Source organism: Novosphingobium rhizosphaerae, assembly GCF_050920675.1.
Taxonomy (GTDB): Bacteria; Pseudomonadota; Alphaproteobacteria; order Sphingomonadales; family Sphingomonadaceae; genus Novosphingobium; species Novosphingobium rhizosphaerae.
Genome location: NZ_CP137861.1, coordinates 1931131 through 1949299 on the forward strand (window position 1 = coordinate 1931131; position 18169 = coordinate 1949299).

The following is an 18169-nucleotide window of genomic DNA, read 5'->3' on the forward strand; positions in this document are numbered from 1 at the left end:
GTAAGGCGGGATGTCACGGGGCTGGGTAAACCAAAAGCGTTACGAATGGGTCAGCGATCGGCTCTGGAGCCTGTCGGATTGCTTAATGGGCTCCGGCATCGGCAGCGTGGCCGGCGGGCACGGGCGGGGTGCCAAGTGCCTCACCCAACTGGCGGATCGCCGCGATATTGGCATGCAGGACGCTCCAGTCATCGTGCTCGGCAATCGGTGCCCAGATGCTCTCCACCTCCTCGATCAGCAGGCTTTGCGGCGGCTGCCCGTGCCAGTGCGGATGATCCTCCCCGGCGGGGGCATAGCCTGCCAGCGCGGGCAGCGCTTCGGCGCCGCGGCCGCCGCGGTGGGCATGGAAAAAGGCGTCGGGCCCGATTTCCTGCGCGCGCATCGCGGCTTCGCACGCTTCAACCAGCGCACTGTCGTGCTCCGGCCCGCGCGGCGCCACGCCCAGGCGCCAGCACCAGCGGCGTGCCATCGCCGCCTGATAGAGCGGGCCGAAGGTTTCCAGCGCGGCGATCAAGGGCGGCGCCTCTTCCACCAGGCGCAGCGCCACCGCCAGTTGGCCGCAGTTCCACCCGATCACTTCGGGCTGGCGGCCAAAGGCATAGCGGCCCGCCTCGTCGAAATAGGCCGCGACGAAACGCGCGTCCCAGCGCGGCAGCCAGCGCCACGGGCCATAGTCGAAGCTTTCGCCCGTCACGTTCATGTTGTCGGTGTTGAGCACGCCGTGGACGAAGCCGGCGACCATGTAGCTCGCCGCCATGTCGGCCATGCGCGCCACCACTTGGTGCAGCAGCGTGGCCGCCGGGCTCGCGCCCGCCGGCGCGGCGTCCGGCGCGCCGGGAAACTGCTCCAGGCAATAGGCGATGAGCTGGTGCATCTCCTCGGGTTTGTCGAGCGCGAGCAGGCGCTGGAACGTGCCGATGCGGATATGCCCGTGGCTCAGCCGCACGAGCACGGCCGCGCGGGTGGGCGAGGGCTCGTCACCCCGCCACAGGCTTTCGCCGGTCTCGACCACCGAAAAGGTGCGGCTGGTGTTGACGCCCAGCGCTTCGAGCATCTCGGTGGCGAGAATCTCGCGCACCGCGCCCTTGAGCGTGAGGCGCCCATCGCCGCGCCGGCTCCACGGCGTTTGGCCCGAACCCTTGGTGCCCAGGTCCAGCAAGCGGCCGGCGCCATCGCGCAGCTGCGCAAAGGTAAAGCCCCGCCCGTCGCCCAGTTCCGGGTTGTATACGCCGAACTGGTGCCCGTGATAGCGCAGCGCCAGCGGGCCGGCCAGATTGCCGGGCAGGGGCGCAAAACGGCCGAAATGGGCGATCCATTCCGCATCGCTCAGGCCCGCCAGCCCCACCTGCGCCGCGGCACGATCGTTGCGCCAGCGCAGCACGGTTTGCGGGAACTCGGCCGCCTCAACCGGGTCGCCCAGCCAGGGCGCCAGCGCCGCCAGTTGCGGATCGGGGCGATAGGGAACGGCATGGCCCGGCTGCGGGGACACGGACACGGCTTGCGGGACAGGCTCCATTCTTTCATTAGTGGGGTGCTTGGGCGCCGCACACAAGGCGCCATGTTGCCGCACATCGTTACAGCACACGGGAAAACGCGCTTGGCCATTGTTGACGCCCACGCCGCATTCGAGATTCGCAGTTGGACCAGCACCGACGGGTTGCGCCTGGCCTATCGCGCCTATGCGGGGGACAATGCGCGGCTGCCGGTGATCTGCCTGCCGGGCCTGACACGCAATGGCCGCGATTTCGAGGATCTGGCCGCGCATCTGGCCGCAGGCGGCCGCCGCGTGCTGTGCCCCGACTTGCGCGGGCGCGGGGAAAGCGATTACGCCCGCGATCCGATGACCTACCAGCCGCCCGTCTATGCGCAGGACCTGGCCGGGTTGCTTTCTGCCGAAGGGATCACGCGCTTTATCGCGGTCGGCACCTCGCTGGGCGGTATTCTCACGATGATGCTGGCGGCCGGCCAGCCCGGCCTGGTGGCCGGCGCCGTGCTCAACGACATTGGCCCGGTGATCGAGGCGGACGGCCTGGCGCGGATCAGCGACTATGTCGGCCAGGGGCGCAGCTACCTGACGTGGATGCACGCGGCGCGGGGCCTGCGCGAGACGATGGGCGACATCTATCCCGATTTCAGCATCGAGGATTGGCTGCGCCTGGCCAAGCGCCTGATGGCCCTGGGCACGGGCGGGCGCATCGCGTTCGATTACGACATGAAGATCGCCGTCCCGATCGAGGCGGCGAACGAAGCCAAGGAAGAAGCCGAAGCGAAAGCGCGCAGCGGCGGCGATCCGGTGCCGCCGGCAGCGGACCTGTGGCCCCTGTTCATGGCGCTGGCACCCGTGCCGCTGGTGGTGGTGCACGGCGCCTTGTCCGACATCCTTTCGGGCGAAACCGCGGCAGCCATGGCCACGCGCCACCCCGATTGCGATCTGGTCAGCCTGCCGCGCGTGGGCCATGCCCCCACGCTGGACGAGCCCGAGGCCCGCGCGGCGATCGATCGCTTGCTGGCGCGGCTGGATTGACGCGCGCCAGTACCGGGGAATCGCCATGACCCAACCTGCCAGCCCGGCTCGCCGCCTGCATGTGCTGCACCTGCATTCCACGTTCGATGCCGGGGGCAAGGAACGGCGCAGCGTCGCGCTGATGAACCGCTTCGGCAATGCGCTCGATCATTCGGTGGTTTCGGCGCAGCCTGGCGCACTGGGCGCGCGCAGCTTGCTGGCGCGCGGGCTTTCGGTGCATTTCCCGCTGGGTTTTCCGCCTCTGGCGGGCAAGCTGGGGGTGCGCCGGCTGCAGACCCTGGCACGCGGGATGCAGGGGTTCGATCTGATCTGCACCTACAACTGGGGGGCGATGGACGCGGTCATGGCCCATGCCCTGTTCGCTCCGCTCTATGGCCTGGCGCCGCTGGTGCATCACGAAGACGGCTTCAACCAGGACGAGGCAGAGCGGCTCAACCCCCGCCGCAACTGGTTCCGCCGCATTGCGCTCGCCCGTGCCAGCGCGCTGGTGGTGCCTTCGCGCCGACTGGAAGCCGTGGCACAGGACGCCTGGCACCAGCCGGCGGGCAAAGTGCATCGCATTGCCAATGGGGTGGATACGGCCGCCTATGCCCGCAAGGCTCGCGCCGACGCCCTGCCGCGCGTGATCAAGCGACCGGGGGAAAAGTGGGTGGGCACCCTGGCGGGCCTGCGCGCGGTCAAGAACCTGCCGCGCCTGGTGCGCGCGTTTCGCGCCCTGCCGGAAAACTGGCACCTGGTGATCCTGGGCGAAGGGCCGGAGCGCGAGGCGATCCTGACCCAGGCGATGGACTTGGATATCGGCCACCGCGTGCACTTGCCCGGCCATGTGCCCGATCCGGCGCTGGCCGTGGGCCTGTTCGATTTCTTCGCCCTGTCTAGCGACAGCGAGCAGTTCCCGCTTTCGGTGGTGGAAGCGATGGCCGCCGGCCTGGCCGTGGCCAGCCCCGCCGTGGGCGACGTGGCAGAGATCGTTTCGGCCGAAAACGCGCGGTTCATTACCCCCGTGGGAGACGAGGCGGCCCTGGCCGCGGCCATGCTGGAACTGGCGCAGGACGAACTGGCCCGCCGCCGCGTGGGCGCGGCCAATCGCGTGCTGGCGACGCGGGATTACGATGAAAGCGTCATGGCGGCCCACTATGCCCGCATCTATGCCGCCGCCCTGGGACACGGGCAATTTCCATGATGCAGGGGACATGTGTCGCGATGTTGCGCTTAACCGGCGGTTCAGCGGGGGACAGGCAGCATCATAGGCGTTGAAAAGGTGGCTCCATCCGCTAAACACCGCGCCCATTGCCGTGCAATTATTGCCCATCCCTTGCCCTTAACCGCCGAAAGCGCAGCCTTGGCCCTGAGACCGAACCGCCCGCAAAACCGATCCGAACAGCTTGCCGCCGCACGCGCCGCCCAGGGCGATGTGTTTGCCCGCGAGGTGGACGATGCCCTGCGCCAGGAAGAAGCGATGGACGCGATCCGCCGCTGGGGCTTGCCGATTGGTGCGGCCGTGCTGCTCGGCCTGGCCGGCCTGGGCGGCTGGCTGTGGTACAGCAACCACCAGGAAAGCCTGCGTGGGCAGCAGGGCGAACAACTGACCCTGGCGCTTGACGATACCGAGGCGAACAACGCCAAGGGCGCGCAGGGCCTGCTCGATACGCTCGCCAAGGACGGCACGCCGGGCAACCGCGCGGCCGCGCAGCTTCTGCTTGCCGGCAAGGCGCAGGACGATGGCAAGGCAGACCAGGCCGCCAAGAGTTTTGCCGCCGTTGCCGCCGATGGCAACGCCCCGCAAGCCTATCGCGATGCGGCCACCGTGCGCGAAGTGGCGCTGACGTTCGACAAGCTCTCCCCCCAGCAGGTGATCGACCGCCTGATGCCCCTGGCCGTGCCGGGCAGCCCGTGGTTCGGCAGCGCGGGTGAACTGGTGGGCCTGGCCTATCTCAAGCAGGGGCGCAACGACCAGGCCGGGCGCCTGTTCGCGTCCATCGCCAAGGACAAGGACGTGCCCGATTCGATCAAGCGCCGTGCGCGGCAAGTGGCCGGCAGCCTGGGCGTTGACGCGGTGGACGATGTCTCTGCCGTGGTCAGCCAGGCGCAGAGCCAATAAAGCGCACAAGCGTTGCCCGCGCGATCGGGCGCACAGGAATTGCCCACCGCTGCCCCATGGTCGGCCGTGGCATGACAGGACAAGGAAGACAGGCATGATCCGCATTTCCAGCCAGGGCCAAGCGAGCCAGGGCACCGGGCGCCGCCGTCCGGCGATGCTGGCCCCGGCGGCCATGCTCCCTGCAGCGGTATTGGGCCTGGCTCTGGTTCTGGGCGGTTGCGCCGGGCACAAGTCCAAGGTCAAGGCCACGCCCACGGTGGGTGAGCGCGTTCCGGTGCTTTCGCGGATCGAAGCGGGCACCAAGGTAGATGCCACGCTGGCGAGCATGGACGTGGTCGTGCCGGCACCGGTGGTCAACACCGAATGGGCCCAGGGCGGCGGCACGGCCAGCAAGGCATCGGGCCACCTGGCCCTGGCCGATGCCCCGCGCAAGCTGTGGACGGTCCGCATCCCCGGTTCCTCGCCCAAGCAGCGCCTGGCAGCCTCGCCGGTGGTGGGCGGCGGCACGCTGTTCGTGATGGACACCGACGGCATCGTCCATGCGCTGGACGAGAACACCGGCCACGAAAAGTGGAAGCAGGGCTTCCGCGTGCCGGACAAGAACGATTCGATCTTTGGCGGCGGCGCGAGCTATGATGATGGCAGCGTCTATGTCACCACTGGCCTTGGCGAAGTGGCCGCGCTCGATGCCACCACCGGCAAGATCAAGTGGCGGGTCAAGCCGGCCGGCCCGCTGCGCGGCGCGCCCACCGTGGCGTTCGGCGCGGTCTATGTGATGACGCAGGATAACCAGATCTTTGCGCTAAACGTGGCCGACGGCGCGAACTTGTGGAACCAGTCTGCCTCGGTCACGCAGAGCGGCGTGTTCGGCGTGGCTGCCCCGGCCGCTGGCCAGGGCACGGTGATCGCCGGTTACAGCTCGGGCGAACTGGTGGCCTATCGCTATGAAAACGGGCGGCAGCTGTGGTCCGACGCGCTGGCGCGCACGTCGATCGCCACCAGCGTTTCCACGCTGACCGATATCGATGCCGACCCCATCGTGGAACGCGGCCGGGTCTATGCCCTGGGCCAGGGCGGGCGCATGGCCGCCTATGAACTGGTCAGCGGCCAGCGCATCTGGGAACTGAACCTGGCGGGCATTTCCACCCCGGCTGTGGCCGGTGAGTGGATCTTTACCCTCACCGACGAAGCCAAGCTGCTGTGCATCGCCAAGTCCACCGGCAAGGTGCGCTGGATGAGCCAGTTGCCCCGCTACATGAAGCCCAAGAAGAAGGAAGCCCCGATCTTCTGGACCGGCCCGGTGCTGGCCGGCAACAAGCTGTGGGTGGCCAATTCGCGCGGCGAGGTTTCCACCGTGACGGTAGGCGATGGCACGCTGGCACGCATGGCCAAGGTGGCCGCTTCGGTCACCCTGGCGCCGATCGTGGCCGACAAGACGCTGTTCGTGCTGGACGACAGCGGCCAGATCACCGCTTGGCGTTGATACCTGGGCGTTAACCTTCTTCACCGAATTTCCACTTCTGGCGGTATAAGCGGGCGGGCATGACAGAAACGCCCACCCGCGCCGTTCCGCCACACCTGCCGCGATCCCGGCCGCCCAGCGACGTTTCCGCCTGGGTCGGCCTTGCGGGCTTTGCCGGCCTGCTGCTGTGGATCGCCATTTGCCGGTCCTGGCCGCAGATCGTCGATGCGCTGGGCCTGCCCGGGCCGCGCGCGCGGCTTTCGGGATCGAGCGCGGCGGTGCTGGCGCTGGTTTTTTCCGGCACGCCGATGGTCGCCTGGTCGCTGCTGGTGGACAAGGTCCATCGCCGTCCCTCCACCGGGATCGACTGGTCGGCGCCGCGCCCCTGGCGCAGCGGCATCGAGGTTTCGATCACCAAGCTGGCGGGGCTGTGGGCCACCTGGGCGATCATCGCTTTCGTCTATTGCCTCGGGCGCTGGTATTGGCGCGGGCCCTATCTCTTTGCCATGGACCTGCTGGAGCAGGCGGCGCCGTTCCTGTTCCTGGGGGCCATTCCCTATGTCCTGTGGCTCGATCGGGTTCTGGTAAACCCGCGCGACGGGGCCTGGCATTTCGGCGCCATGCTGATCGGGCGCGAACCTTATGACATCGCGCAAGTGTGGCACCATGCCCGCGCCTGGGCGGTGAAGGGCTTTTTCTGCGCGTTCATGATCTCGATCCTGCCCGGTGGCTTTGCCGCCGTGGTGGAAGCGGATTGGACCGGGCTGGCCCACGATCCGGTGCGCTGGTCCTATACCGCGATCGAAGCGATGTTCATGATCGACGTCCAGATCGCCATGGTCGGCTATCTGCTGACGATGAAGCCGCTCGACGCGCATATCCGCACCGCCAATCCGTTCCTGGCGGGTTGGGTGGCGGCGCTGATGTGCTATCCGCCGTTTGTGCTGATGGGCGGGGGCGGCGTGCTCGATTACCACCAGAACACCGCTGAATGGGCGTTCTGGTTCGATGGCCACCCGGCGCTGCTGTGGATCTGGGGCATCGCGCAAGTCGTGCTCACCGCGATCTATGCCTGGGCCACGATTGCCTTCGGCCTGCGCTTTTCCAACCTCACCTATCGCGGCGTGCTGACCAACGGCCCTTATGCCTTCACGCGCCACCCGGCCTATCTTTCCAAGAACCTGTTCTGGTGGCTGGTGACGATGCCGTTCCTGGCCACCACCCATTCCAAGGTGGATGCCGTGCGCAACACGGTGACGCTGGCCCTGGTCAGCGCGGTCTATTTCTGGCGCGCCAAGACCGAGGAAAAGCACCTGCTGGCGGAAGATGCCAAGTATAGCGAATACCACGCCTGGATGGCGCAGCACGGGCTGATCACGCGGCGGCTGGTGCGGCTGGGGCGTCTGGTGTTCGGGCGGTCGGCGCTTGGTATCCACCAAACCCCGTCCCCCTCATCTGAAGCGGAGGGGGAGAAGCTGCAGGCATAAAAAAACCCCCTCCGCTTGAGAGGAGGGGGTTGGGGGTGGTGCGAAGCCTGACGCAAAGGCGTCAGACCGCCACGCCCTCGTCGCTTTCGTAAACGCGGATGTTGCGCTCGCTCAGGCCCAGGGCTTTGCGCTCTTCGGCCCAGGTGGCCATGTGCGCGGTCTTGAAATGGGCGTCGATCGCAGCGCGGTCGCTCCACTGTTCGCTTACGTGGATCAGTTCGGGATCAAGCGCATCGTGCGAATAGGCATAGGCGAGGCAGCCGTCTTCGGCGCGAGTGGCCTCGATCACCTTGCGCATCAGCGGTGCCGCGGCCTCGAACGAAGCGGTCGGCAGGCGGAACGTACCCATCACCAGGATCATGGCGTGCAATCCTCTCAAAAGCTCTTGGCGGCATAGACCTGGGACAGATCCCCGGCCCAGGCACCGTGATAAAGGTCGAGCAGGCGCTCGGCCGGGCTCTTGCCCGACGCGACGATCTCGTCGAGCGGCAGGAGATAGCCGGTCTCGTTGTCACCCGCGTCGTTGAGACGCCCACGCGCGGCAAGGCCGGAACGGGCGATTTCGAGCACGCGGGGCGCGATGTCGCGCAAGCTGCCGCCGCCCGGCAGCGGCGCATCGAGGCCCAGCTTGGGCACGCCGGCGCGCAAGGTTTCGCGGCCCGCCATGTCCCAGTCCTTGACCAGGTCCCACGCCGCGTCGAGCGCGCCCTGGTCATAGAGCAGGCCCACCCACAGCGCAGGCAGCGCGCAGATGCGGCTCCACGGGCCGCCATCGGCGCCACGCATTTCGAGGAACGACTTCAGCCGCACTTCGGGGAAAGCGGTGGAGAGGTGATCGACCCAGTCGCTCCGCCGCGGCTTTTCGCCGGGCAGGGCAGGCAGCTTGCCATCCAGGAAATCGCGGAAAGACTGGCCGGCCGCGTCGATATACTTGCCATCGCGGAACACGAAATACATCGGCACGTCGAGCATGTAGTCGACATAGCGTTCATAGCCGAAGCCGTCTTCGAACACGAACGGCAGCATGCCGGTGCGGGCGGGATCGGTGTCGGACCAGATGTGGCTGCGATAGGAAAGGAAGCCGTTCGGCTTGCCTTCCAGGAACGGCGAATTGGCGAACAGCGCGGTGGCCAGGGGCTGCAACGCCAGGCTGACGCGGAACTTCTGCACCATGTCTGCTTCGCTGGCATAGTCCAGGTTGGTCTGGATGGTGCAGGTGCGCAGCATCATGTCGAGGCCCATCGTGCCCACGCGGGGCATGTGGCGCAGCATGATCTCGTAGCGGCCCTTGGGCATGATCGGCAGATCGGCGCGCGCCTTGTCGGGCCACAGGCCCAGGCCAAGATAGGCCAGGCCAAAGCGATCGCCGATGGTCTTTACCTGGGCAAGGTGGCGCCCGGTTTCGGCGCAGGTTTCGTGCAGGCTTTCCAGCGGCGCGCCCGACAGTTCCAGCTGGCCCGCCGGTTCCAGGCTGACCGTGCCATCGGGGCCGGCCATGGCGATGACCTTGCCGCCTTCCATCACCGGCTCCCAACCGAATTCGGTCAGCGCCATGAGCAGGTCGCGGATGCCGCCGGGCTCGTCATACGAAGGGGCGGCGTGATCGGCCGTGCGATAGACGAACTTCTCGTGCTCGGTGCCGATTCGCCAAGCCTCGCGCGGTTTTTCCCCGCGCTGCATGGGTATCACCAGCTGGTCCCGGCTCTCGATGAGGGGATCGTTGCTATCTGAAACCTGTCTCGTGCTCATGCGCGCATCCGTTAGTCGGCAAAAGGGCTTTGCGCCAGCGCTAAACGCAGGATGAACAATTGCAGGACAGCAACAATCAAGAACAGGTCTCTTTTGCGCAAGCAGAGCCTGGCCAGCCGCCCGCCTACCGCCCGCAGGCCTCGTAATATCCGGCGCGGCAATCGGCCACGGCCTGGCGCCAGGCGGCCAGGTCACGCTGGTATTGCGCCTGGGCCTGGGCATAGCCATCGTCGCCCCGCGCATAGCCTGCACCATAGCCATAGCCATAGGTATCGGGCGCGGCCGTCGATTCCCGGTATTGCCGGGCATAGCGGGCGTCCCGTGCCCGCACGTAATCGAGCTGGGCCTGGTTCATGCGGCGGATCGCCTCGTGATCGCGGGCCCGGGCGGTGCTGCTGCGCATCGACGGATCGGCAGGGTCATCGGCATGCGCCGTAACCGGCAAGGCCACCGCGATCAGCGCGGCGGCAAACAGTGGATTGACCCTCATGGCGTGCGTCCCTTTGCGGTTCCCGGCAAAGGCATAGCAACCGCGCGGGTCAGCGGGCAGGGGCCTTGCGACGAATGGTTCCGCAGCTTGCCTCAGGTTCCGCGCGTGTCGCCGTAGAGATGGATGTGCAGCCGGTCGCTCATGCGCCAGCCATGTTGCAGCGCCAGGGTGGACAGCCATTTTTCGCGCGATCTTACGGTGTCGCTGTCGGTCCCCTCGGGCATCACGAACAGGCGTTCGCCGGGTATGCCGTAAGTGGCCTGGAGCGCGGCCACTTCATCGCAGTCCTCGGGGCTTGCCACCACGAACTTGAAGAAGGCGCGGGGCTCGGCCGCCCAGGCGGCGAGCCGGGCCGGGATGAGCGCCAGGTCGGCCGGATTGCCGGAATGGGCGAGCTTGGGCGAGACATTGAACTGGTCGATCAGCGGATCGATGGCGGGCGCGGGCGCCACGGTGCCGTTGGTTTCGATCTCCACATGCAAGCCCGGCCGCGCGGTTTTGAGCGCGGCCAGCACGCGGGCCAGGGCCGGGGCCTGCAACAGCGGCTCCCCACCGGTCACCACCAGCCGGTCCTGCGGAAAAGCCAGCAGGCGGGCAACGATGTCGTCTTCTTGCAGGACCAACTGGTTGGCCTGGCGCTCGAACGCTAGGCCATCGCGGTGTGGGCGATTGTCGCCGGTAAACCGCCAGGTATAGGCCGTGTCGCACCACTGGCACGCCAGGTTGCAGCGCGACAGGCGGATGAACAGCGAGGGGCGCCCGGCCGAAGGCCCTTCGCCCTGGAGCGAGGCGAAGATTTCCGGCTCGCCCGGCGTGGTGGTCGCCAGTGCAATGGTCACGCCATCCTCCCCGGCACGAGGGGGGGGAGCGCCACCGCAGCGGGTGGTGCGAGGCACAACGCTGCGCCCGTGCCGGGCGCCACCACCCCTCGATCCCCTCCGCTGAAGAGGAGGGGAGGAAGAAGGCCTTGCGCCACCGTTACCCCAGCCGCGCCAGGGCCGCGCTCAATCGCTCGGCTTCGGCGCTGTGGTGGGCGTGGTCGGCGCGGGCCTTTTCTACCGCTTCGGGCTTGGCGCGTTCGACGAACGAGGGATTGCCCAGGCGGCCTTCCAGCGCCTTGGCTTCCTTTTGCGCGGCGGCCAGGGCCTTTTCCAGCCGGGCCTTTTCGGCGGCGATGTCGATCACGCCGTCAAGCGGCACCACCAGCGTCGCGTCACCAGCCACGATCTGCATCGCCGCGCCAGCGGGCGCGGAAGCGAAATGGATGGCCGAAAGGCGGGCGAGGCGTTCGATCGCGGCGGGGTTGGCGGCGATGGTCGCGGCGGTCTGAGCGCTCGGCTCGGCCAGATAGGCCTCAAGACGCGCGCCGGGCGCGATGCCCAGTTCGTTCTTGGCGGTGCGCAGCGCCGAAACCAGCGCGATCAGCCACTCCACTTCGCCTTTGGCGGCGGCATCGACCGAGGCCTGCGGGGCGGGCCAGCGGGCGACGATCAACTCGTTCTGGCGGGCGCCAAGCGCATGCCAGAGTTCTTCGGTGACGAAGGGCATGAACGGGTGGAGCATGACCAGGATCTGATCGAGCACCCAGCCGGCCACGGCACGGGTTTCATCGTCGAACGATCCCTTGATCAGTTCGATGTACCAGTCGCAGAACGTGTCCCACACGAAGTGATAGATCGTGTTGGCCGCCGCATCGAAACGCAGATCGGCCATGGCCTGATCGAGCGCGGCGACGGTTTCCACCACTTCGCCCACGATCCAGCGGTTGACCGCGCTCGTCGCGGCCGGCGCTTCGAGCGTGGTGGACGCGGTGATGCCGTTGGCCTGGCAGAAGCGCGCCGCGTTCCACAGCTTGGTGGCGAAGTTGCGATAGCCCTCCACCCGCTTCTCATCCATCTTCACGTCGCGGCCCTGGCTTTCCATCGCCGCCATGAAGAAGCGCAGCGCATCGGCGCCGTACTTGTCGATCAGGCCCAGCGGATCGACCACGTTGCCCTTGGACTTGGACATCTTCTGCCCATCGGCGGCGCGCACCAGCCCGTGCAGATAGAGCCGCTTCCACGGCACGTCGTCCATGAAGTGCAGGCCCTGCATGGCCATGCGCGCATCCCAGAAGAACAGGATGTCGAAGCCCGAAACCAGAAGATCGTTGGGATAGTGGCGCTTGACCAGTTCGGTCTCGTCCGGCCAGCCGAGCGTGGCGAAAGGCCAAAGGGCGGAGGAGAACCAGGTGTCGAGCACGTCTTCGTCGCGGGTCAGCGGCTTGTTGCCGGCGAGCGCCTGTGCTTCTTCCTCGGTCTCGGCCACATAGGGCGTGCCTTCCGCGTCGTACCACGCCGGAATGCGGTGGCCCCACCACAGCTGGCGGCTGACGCACCAGGGCTGGATGTTTTCCATCCAGTTGAAGAAGGTCTTCTCCCACGACTTGGGCACGATCTCGATGGCGCCCGAACGCACCGCCTCGATCGGGCGGCGTGCCAGGAACTCCGCGTTTACATACCACTGGTCGGTCAGCCAGGGTTCGATCACCACGCCGCCGCGATCGCCGAACGGCGTCTGGATCGTGCGCGGCTCGGCGTCGTGCTCGGTCTCGTTGCCGTCCTTGTCCTTGGTGACATGGGGCACCAGCAGGCCTTGCGCCTTGAGCGCCTCGACCACGGCCTTGCGCGCGAAGAAGCGATCCTGGCCCAGGAACTCTTGCGGGATCAGGCCATCGGCGGTCTGCACCACCTGCGCTTCGGCATCGAGCATGTTGAGCATGTCGCGCGCTTCGATGCCGGCGCGGCGGCCCACTTCGAAGTCGTTGAAGTCGTGGCCGGGCGTGATCTTGACCGCGCCCGTGCCCAGTGCCGGATCGGCGTGCTCGTCGGCCACGATGGGAATGCGGCGGCCGGTCAGCGGCAGCACGACGTGCTTGCCGATCACGCTCTTGTAGCGTTCGTCGTCCGGGTGCACGGCCACGGCCATGTCGGCCAGCATGGTTTCGGGGCGCGTGGTGGCGACCACGATGTGATCGGCGCCGCTATCCAGCGTCACGCCATCGGCGAGGGGATAGCGGAAGCGCCAGAAGTGGCCCTGCACCTCGCGGGTTTCCACTTCCAGGTCGGAAATCGCGGTCTTTAGCTTGGGGTCCCAGTTCACCAGCCGCTTGTCGCGGTAGATCAGGCCCTGCTTGTGCAGATCGACGAAGACCTTGACCACGGCGCGGGTGAAATGCGGGTCCATGGTGAACTGTTCGCGGCTCCAGTCCATCGAACAGCCCAGGCGGCGCAGCTGGCGGGTGATCGTGCCGCCGCTTTCCGCCTTCCATTCCCACACTTTCTCCACGAACTGCTCGCGGGTGTAGTTGGTGCGCTTGTCTTGGGCGGCTTCGAGCTGGCGTTCCACCACCATCTGCGTGGCGATGCCGGCGTGGTCGGTGCCCACCACCCACAGCGCATCCTTGCCTTTCAGGCGTTCGTGACGGATCACGATGTCCTGCAGTGTGTTGTCCAGCGCGTGGCCGATGTGGAGCGAGCCGGTTACGTTGGGCGGCGGGTTCACGATGGTGAACGGCGTGGCATCGGCGCGCTCGGGCCGGAACAGCCCCTGGCTTTCCCAATGGCCATACCAGCGCGCTTCGATGGCGCCCGGTTCGAACGTCTTGGCCAGCTGCGCTTCGTTCAGCTGCTCCTGGCCCGATTCCTGCTGCGTATTCGTCTCGCTCATGGCCGGCGCCTTGCCAGTTGCCGCCGGGCATCGCAAGCGCGGGAAGGAACGGAAACGCCCATTCATGCGTTCCGCCGCACGTGATGCACTTGTCGCCCCTTCTGTTTTCCCCCATGAAGTGGGCAGGATGAGAGCCTTAGCCGATTTCACGATAGAGCCGGGCCAGGCGGAGCACGGTGGTGTGCTGCGTTTCAGCGGCCCCATGGTGGTATCCTCGCTGGGGCTGGTGGACCGGCGCCTGCGCCACATTTCCGAGTGCGTTGACGAAATCGACGTGCGCGACGTGGAGCGCATGGACACGGTGGGCGCGTGGACGGTGTGGCGCCTGTCGCAACAGCTTGGCGCGCGCATCGTCAATTGCCGGGACGAGGCCGAGCGCCTGATCAAGGCGATCAGCGACACCGACGAAAACCGCGAGAGCATTCGTGCCCCGCGCCTGCCGCTGCTGCAGCGGGTGCCCGACGAAGTGGGCAAAGTGGTCATCGCGCTGGGTGTCGGGTTCCTGCAAGTGGTGGGGTTCCTGGGCCAGGCGGTTTCGGCCGGTGGCACGATCCTGCGCCATCCGCGCCGCTTTCGCGCCCTGGCGCTGATCCACCAGATGGAACTCGTCGGCGTCAACGCCCTGGGCATCGTCGGGCTGATGAGCTTTCTGGTCGGCGTGGTGATCGCGCAGCAAGGCGCGGTGCAGCTCCAGCAGTTCGGCGCTGAAATCTATACGATCAACCTGGTCGGCCGGCTTACCTTGCGCGAACTGGGCATCCTGATGACCGCGATCATGGTCGCGGGGCGTTCCGGCTCGGCCTTTGCCGCGCAGCTGGGCACGATGAAGCTGACCGAGGAAGTGGACGCCATGCGCACGATCGGCGTTTCGCCGACCGAGGCTCTGGTCCTGCCGCGCATCATCGCCACGATGATCATGCTGCCGCTGCTCGGCATCTATTCTTCGGTGCTGGGCATCATCGGCGGCGCCTTCCTCGGCTCGGTGAGCCTTGGCATTCCGTTCCTCACATTCCTGGCGCGCATCCAGGAAGTGGTGCCGATCCACGACGTGTGGGTGGGTTTGGTCAAGGGGCCGGTGTTCGGCCTGATCGTGGCGGTGGCTGGCTGCTACCAGGGCATGCAGGTCAAGACCAATGCCGAGGAAGTGGGCACGCGCACCACCTCGGCCGTGGTGCTGGCGATCTTCACCGTCATCGTGCTCGACGCCTTCTTTGCGGTGTTCTTCACCAAGATCGGCTGGGGCTGAGCCATGAACGACTCATCAGCCCATCTGGCCGAAATTCCCGACGAATTCGAAGGCGATTTCCCGATCCGCGTGCGCGGGCTGGTCAATCGCTTTGGCGATCATGTGATCCACGACGGGCTCGACCTTGACGTGAAGCGCGGCGAGATCATCGGCGTGGTGGGCGGATCGGGCACCGGCAAATCGGTGCTGATGCGCTCGATCATCGGGTTGCAGATCCCGGCCGAAGGCTCGATCGAAGTGCTCGGCCGGTCGATCACCGATGCGCGCGACGACGAGGATATCGACATCCGCAGCCAGTGGGGCGTGCTGTTCCAGGGCGGCGCCCTGTTTTCCACGCTGACCGTGGCGGAAAACGTGGAAGTGCCGCTGCGCGAATTCTATCCCGAGATTACCGACGAGCTGCGCCACGAGATCGCGCGCTACAAGGTCTTGCTTTCGGGCCTGCCGGCGAACGCCACCAGCAAGTATCCGTCAGAGCTTTCGGGCGGCATGAAGAAGCGCGCCGGCCTGGCGCGCGCGCTGGCGCTCGATCCCGAATTGCTGTTCCTGGATGAACCGACCGCCGGGCTCGATCCGATCGGCGCCGCCGCGTTCGACAACCTCATCCGCAGCCTGCAGGAAACCCTGGGGCTGACCGTGTTCCTGATCACCCACGATCTCGATACCCTTTACGAGATCTGCGATCGGGTGGCGGTGCTGGCCGACAAGAAAGTGATTGCGGTGGGCACGATCCCGGAATTGCTGGCGCTGGATCATCCCTGGATCCAGGAATATTTCAATGGTCCGCGCGGCCGGGCGGCCAAGGATGCGCAAGACCGCGAATCGGCCAGTGTGGTGCAACCAAGTCTCCTGGCGGACACTGGCGCGATGGAACAGGAATAAGCGATGGAAACGCGGGCAAACCATATCTGGGTCGGGGCGGTCACGCTGCTGCTGCTGATCGGCGCGGCGGTCCTCACGATCTGGATCGCGCGGCTCAACCAGCATGCGCAGAACGAATACGACATCTTCTTCAAGCAGTCGGTCGATGGCCTGGCCAAGGGATCGGAAGTGTCGTTTTCGGGTGTGCCTTCGGGCCAGGTGAAGGACATCGAACTGTGGGAGAAAGACCCCGAGTTCGTGCGCGTGCGCATTGCCATCGACAAGCGCGTGCCGATCCTGATGGGCACCACCGCCAGTATCCAGGGCAGCTTTACCGGCGTTTCCACGATCCAGCTGGCTGGCGCGGTGAAAGGCGCCCCGCCGATCGACCAGCCGGGGCCGGAAGGCGCGCCCGTGATCCCGACCAAGCGTTCGGGCCTGGGCGAAATTCTGTCCAACGCGCCGCTGCTGCTCGAACGGCTGGCCACGCTGACCGAGCGGCTCACCATGGTGCTGTCGGATAAGAACCAGAAGTCGATCGAGAACATCCTGGCGCACACCGACAAGATGACCGCGAACCTGGCCGATGCCTCGCCCCAGGTGCAGCGTACCTTGTCTGAACTGCAAGCCACGCTGCGCCAGGCGACCTACACACTTTCGGCCTTCGAAAAGGTGGCCGGCTCTGCCGACAACCTGCTCAACGACCAGGGCAATGGCCTGGCCAAGCAGCTGCGCGACACGCTCAAGTCGGCGCAAGGGGCGGCCGATGCGCTCAATGCCACGGCCAATGCGGCGCAACCCGGCCTCAAGCAGTTCGATGAAAAGACGCTGCCGGCGGCCGAAGCGGCGATGCGCGATCTCCAGGCCACCACCCGGTCCTTGCGCGAATTGACCGATCGCATCAACGATCGCGGCGTCAGCAGCGTGTTTGGCAGTCCCAAGCTGCCCGATTACAAGCATTGATCGCCGCCAGGGGAGTTTGACATGACACTGCGTTTGCTCTTCCCCGCGCCGCGTCCGGCCCTTGCCGTGCTGCTGGCTGCCAGCGTTGGCCTGTCGGGCTGCGTCAGCATCGGCGCCAAGGCGCCGGCCAGCCTGCTGGCGCTCACCCCCGAGGCCACCGTGCCTGCCGGCCAGGGCGCCACGGGCACGCTGGCCAAATCGGTGGTGGTGATGGAGCCGGCCGCCGATGCGCGCGTATCCGTGCTGCGCGTGCCCGTGCAGATCGACGCCAGCAACGTGGCCTATCTCAAAAAGACGCAGTGGGTCGAACGCCCCGCCCGCCAGTTCCAGCACCTAATCGCCGAGACGCTGCGGGCCAAGGGCGGCCACCTGGTGGTGGAAAGCGACGTGAACCAGTGGGAGCAGCGGCTGTCTGGCCGCTTGCTGGCGATGGGCTATGACTTGCCCAGCCGCAGCGCCGTGGTGCGCTTTGACGCGGTCAAGGAAGCACCCGGCGGCCGCATCGAAACGCGCCGCTTTGAAGCACTCGTGCCCAATATCGACGATGATGCCCAGGCGATCGGGCCGGCGTTGAACCAGGCCGCCAACGACGTGGCGCGCCAGGTGGTGGACTGGCTGGGCTGAGCAGGTAGGAAGCGAACCCCGGACCACCTCCGGGGTTCGCTGCTATCGGGCAATCAGCCCTTGCGGCCCGAGCCGGATTTCTTGCCGCCACCGTCCTGCTTGTTGACCGTGGCCCAGGCGCGCTTTTCCGCTTCGTCCTTGCTCAACCCACGATCCTCATAGCTTTCCTCGATATGTTCGGCCTTGCGCTTCTGCTTGTCGGTATAGGCGTCCTTGGTGCCTTGCGGCATGGCATGTCTCCTGGAACGTGAGGCTCTTGCTGCGTCCAAGGGCAGGGCCGTGGGATGGTTCCCGAAATTTGCCGCATTTGATCTAGCGCACCGACGCGGGCGCGGCGCGGGGGTAGAGCACGCTCACCCACGAGGGATCGCGCGATAGTCCGCCGCGCGGCGTTTCTTCCGGGGCGTTGACCCACGCGTCCAAGGAGGTTCGATCGATGTTGCCCAAGTTTTCCCGCCTGATTCTGGCGCCCGCCTTTGCATGCGCGGCCCTGGTGCCCCTGGCTTTCGTGCCGGCGCCGGCGCAAGCCGCCACGCATGCCGGATCGGCCGACGCCCAGGCCCTGCTCACCCGCGCCGTGGCCGAACTGAAAGGCGTGGGCCCGCAAAAGGCCTTTGCCGAATTCAACGATCCGGCCGGCGCGTTCCACACCCGCGAACTCTACGTCTTCGTGTTCAGCATGACCGGCCGCTATGAAGCGTCGGGCGCCGATCCCAAGCTGGTGGGCAGCGATGCCACCGACATGACCGATGCCGAAGGCAAGCCGCTGGTGCGGGACATGATCGCGCTCGCCAAGGCCAAGGGTGGCGGCCGCGTCGATTACGTGTGGCTCAACCGTGCGGACAATCGCGTGGAGCACAAGCGCTCGCTGGTGCAGCGGGTGGGCGATCACATTGTCGGCGTGGGATATTACGCCGGATAACGCGGGCGGGGCACGTTTGGCCGCTTGGCGGG

Annotated in this window: 16 protein-coding genes and 1 pseudogene; 10 read left to right on the top strand and 7 right to left on the bottom strand. The window is 66.7% G+C overall.

Annotated features, from left to right (window positions below; translation table 11 throughout):
• Positions 1-82: 82 nt before the first annotated feature.
• Positions 83-1516: a protein adenylyltransferase SelO family protein gene (locus R9J51_RS08820; protein ID WP_179504238.1), complete on the bottom strand. Its 1434-nt coding sequence runs from the start codon at positions 1514-1516 to the stop codon at positions 83-85.
• A gap of 81 nt (positions 1517-1597) precedes the next feature.
• Here R9J51_RS08820 and R9J51_RS08825 point away from each other — a divergent pair, with 81 nt between their 5' ends.
• The 5 genes from R9J51_RS08825 to R9J51_RS08845 all read left to right on the top strand — a co-directional run bounded on the left by R9J51_RS08825 (position 1598) and on the right by R9J51_RS08845 (position 7574).
• On the top strand, positions 1598-2524 hold the full coding sequence (locus R9J51_RS08825) for an alpha/beta fold hydrolase (protein WP_246865856.1): 927 nt from the start codon (positions 1598-1600) through the stop codon (positions 2522-2524).
• Positions 2525-2549: 25 nt separating this feature from the next.
• Positions 2550-3707 (top strand): glycosyltransferase family 4 protein, encoded by a 1158-nt coding sequence (locus R9J51_RS08830; RefSeq protein ID WP_248290237.1) that lies wholly within the window; start codon positions 2550-2552, stop codon positions 3705-3707.
• A gap of 159 nt (positions 3708-3866) precedes the next feature.
• Positions 3867-4625, top strand: coding sequence for a tetratricopeptide repeat protein (locus R9J51_RS08835; protein ID WP_169473764.1), 759 nt, complete (start codon positions 3867-3869; stop codon positions 4623-4625).
• Between the two features lie 94 nt (positions 4626-4719).
• The gene (locus tag R9J51_RS08840; protein ID WP_169473766.1) at positions 4720-6108 is read left to right on the top strand and encodes a PQQ-binding-like beta-propeller repeat protein; all 1389 of its coding nucleotides are present in this window, start codon (positions 4720-4722) and stop codon (positions 6106-6108) included.
• A gap of 59 nt (positions 6109-6167) precedes the next feature.
• On the top strand, positions 6168-7574 hold the full coding sequence (locus R9J51_RS08845; RefSeq protein WP_179504239.1) for an isoprenylcysteine carboxylmethyltransferase family protein: 1407 nt from the start codon (positions 6168-6170) through the stop codon (positions 7572-7574).
• Between the two features lie 61 nt (positions 7575-7635).
• On the opposite strand, the gene R9J51_RS08850 is transcribed toward R9J51_RS08845, so the two are convergent.
• The 5 genes from R9J51_RS08850 to R9J51_RS08870 form a co-directional block, all read right to left on the bottom strand.
• The gene (locus R9J51_RS08850; protein WP_179504240.1) at positions 7636-7935 is read right to left on the bottom strand and encodes a putative quinol monooxygenase; all 300 of its coding nucleotides are present in this window, start codon (positions 7933-7935) and stop codon (positions 7636-7638) included.
• Between the two features lie 14 nt (positions 7936-7949).
• Complete coding sequence (locus tag R9J51_RS08855) at positions 7950-9323, bottom strand: glutamate--cysteine ligase (RefSeq protein ID WP_179504241.1); 1374 nt, start codon at positions 9321-9323, stop codon at positions 7950-7952.
• Positions 9324-9447: 124 nt separating this feature from the next.
• A complete protein-coding gene (locus R9J51_RS08860; protein WP_179504242.1) occupies positions 9448-9813 on the bottom strand; it encodes a hypothetical protein in 366 nt (121 codons plus the stop codon).
• Between the two features lie 92 nt (positions 9814-9905).
• Complete coding sequence (locus R9J51_RS08865; RefSeq protein ID WP_179504243.1) at positions 9906-10652, bottom strand: 7-carboxy-7-deazaguanine synthase QueE; 747 nt, start codon at positions 10650-10652, stop codon at positions 9906-9908.
• A 139-nt stretch (positions 10653-10791) separates the two neighbouring features.
• Complete coding sequence (locus R9J51_RS08870; protein ID WP_179504244.1) at positions 10792-13521, bottom strand: valine--tRNA ligase; 2730 nt, start codon at positions 13519-13521, stop codon at positions 10792-10794.
• Between the two features lie 127 nt (positions 13522-13648).
• Between R9J51_RS08870 and R9J51_RS08875 the strand changes: the two genes are divergently transcribed.
• The 4 genes from R9J51_RS08875 to R9J51_RS08890 are packed head-to-tail and all read left to right on the top strand — an operon-like array spanning position 13649 to position 17215.
• A complete protein-coding gene (locus R9J51_RS08875) occupies positions 13649-14767 on the top strand; it encodes an ABC transporter permease (RefSeq protein ID WP_179504245.1) in 1119 nt (372 codons plus the stop codon).
• Positions 14768-14770: 3 nt separating this feature from the next.
• Positions 14771-15649 (top strand): ABC transporter ATP-binding protein, encoded by an 879-nt coding sequence (locus R9J51_RS08880; protein WP_168554205.1) that lies wholly within the window; start codon positions 14771-14773, stop codon positions 15647-15649.
• Between the two features lie 3 nt (positions 15650-15652).
• Complete coding sequence (locus tag R9J51_RS08885; protein WP_168554206.1) at positions 15653-16591, top strand: MlaD family protein; 939 nt, start codon at positions 15653-15655, stop codon at positions 16589-16591.
• 21 nt (positions 16592-16612) lie between these two features.
• A complete protein-coding gene (locus R9J51_RS08890; protein ID WP_179504246.1) occupies positions 16613-17215 on the top strand; it encodes an ABC-type transport auxiliary lipoprotein family protein in 603 nt (200 codons plus the stop codon).
• Positions 17216-17272: 57 nt separating this feature from the next.
• On the opposite strand, the pseudogene R9J51_RS08895 reads toward R9J51_RS08890, so the two are convergent.
• Positions 17273-17445 (bottom strand): annotated as a pseudogene (locus R9J51_RS08895) (plasmid stabilization protein); the annotation flags it as partial.
• 206 nt (positions 17446-17651) lie between these two features.
• On the opposite strand from R9J51_RS08895, the gene R9J51_RS08900 reads away from it, so the two are divergent.
• Positions 17652-18137, top strand: a complete 486-nt coding sequence (locus R9J51_RS08900) for a cache domain-containing protein (protein WP_179504248.1) — start codon at positions 17652-17654, stop codon at positions 18135-18137.
• Positions 18138-18169: the final 32 nt, after the last annotated feature.

Excerpts from the sequence above, each read along its gene's own strand:
- R9J51_RS08820 (WP_179504238.1), bottom strand. The coding sequence starts at position 1,516 with ATGGAGCCTGTCCCGCAAGCCGTGTCCGTGTCCCCGCAGCCGGGCCAT.
- R9J51_RS08830 (WP_248290237.1), top strand. The coding sequence starts at position 2,550 with ATGACCCAACCTGCCAGCCCGGCTCGCCGCCTGCATGTGCTGCACCTG.
- R9J51_RS08840 (WP_169473766.1), top strand. The coding sequence starts at position 4,720 with ATGATCCGCATTTCCAGCCAGGGCCAAGCGAGCCAGGGCACCGGGCGC.
- R9J51_RS08845 (WP_179504239.1), top strand. The coding sequence starts at position 6,168 with ATGACAGAAACGCCCACCCGCGCCGTTCCGCCACACCTGCCGCGATCC.
- R9J51_RS08850 (WP_179504240.1), bottom strand. The coding sequence starts at position 7,935 with ATGATCCTGGTGATGGGTACGTTCCGCCTGCCGACCGCTTCGTTCGAG.
- R9J51_RS08855 (WP_179504241.1), bottom strand. The coding sequence starts at position 9,323 with ATGAGCACGAGACAGGTTTCAGATAGCAACGATCCCCTCATCGAGAGC.
- R9J51_RS08860 (WP_179504242.1), bottom strand. The coding sequence starts at position 9,813 with ATGAGGGTCAATCCACTGTTTGCCGCCGCGCTGATCGCGGTGGCCTTG.
- R9J51_RS08870 (WP_179504244.1), bottom strand. The coding sequence starts at position 13,521 with ATGAGCGAGACGAATACGCAGCAGGAATCGGGCCAGGAGCAGCTGAAC.
- R9J51_RS08875 (WP_179504245.1), top strand. The coding sequence starts at position 13,649 with ATGAGAGCCTTAGCCGATTTCACGATAGAGCCGGGCCAGGCGGAGCAC.
- R9J51_RS08880 (WP_168554205.1), top strand. The coding sequence starts at position 14,771 with ATGAACGACTCATCAGCCCATCTGGCCGAAATTCCCGACGAATTCGAA.
- R9J51_RS08885 (WP_168554206.1), top strand. The coding sequence starts at position 15,653 with ATGGAAACGCGGGCAAACCATATCTGGGTCGGGGCGGTCACGCTGCTG.
- R9J51_RS08890 (WP_179504246.1), top strand. The coding sequence starts at position 16,613 with ATGACACTGCGTTTGCTCTTCCCCGCGCCGCGTCCGGCCCTTGCCGTG.
- R9J51_RS08900 (WP_179504248.1), top strand. The coding sequence starts at position 17,652 with ATGTTGCCCAAGTTTTCCCGCCTGATTCTGGCGCCCGCCTTTGCATGC.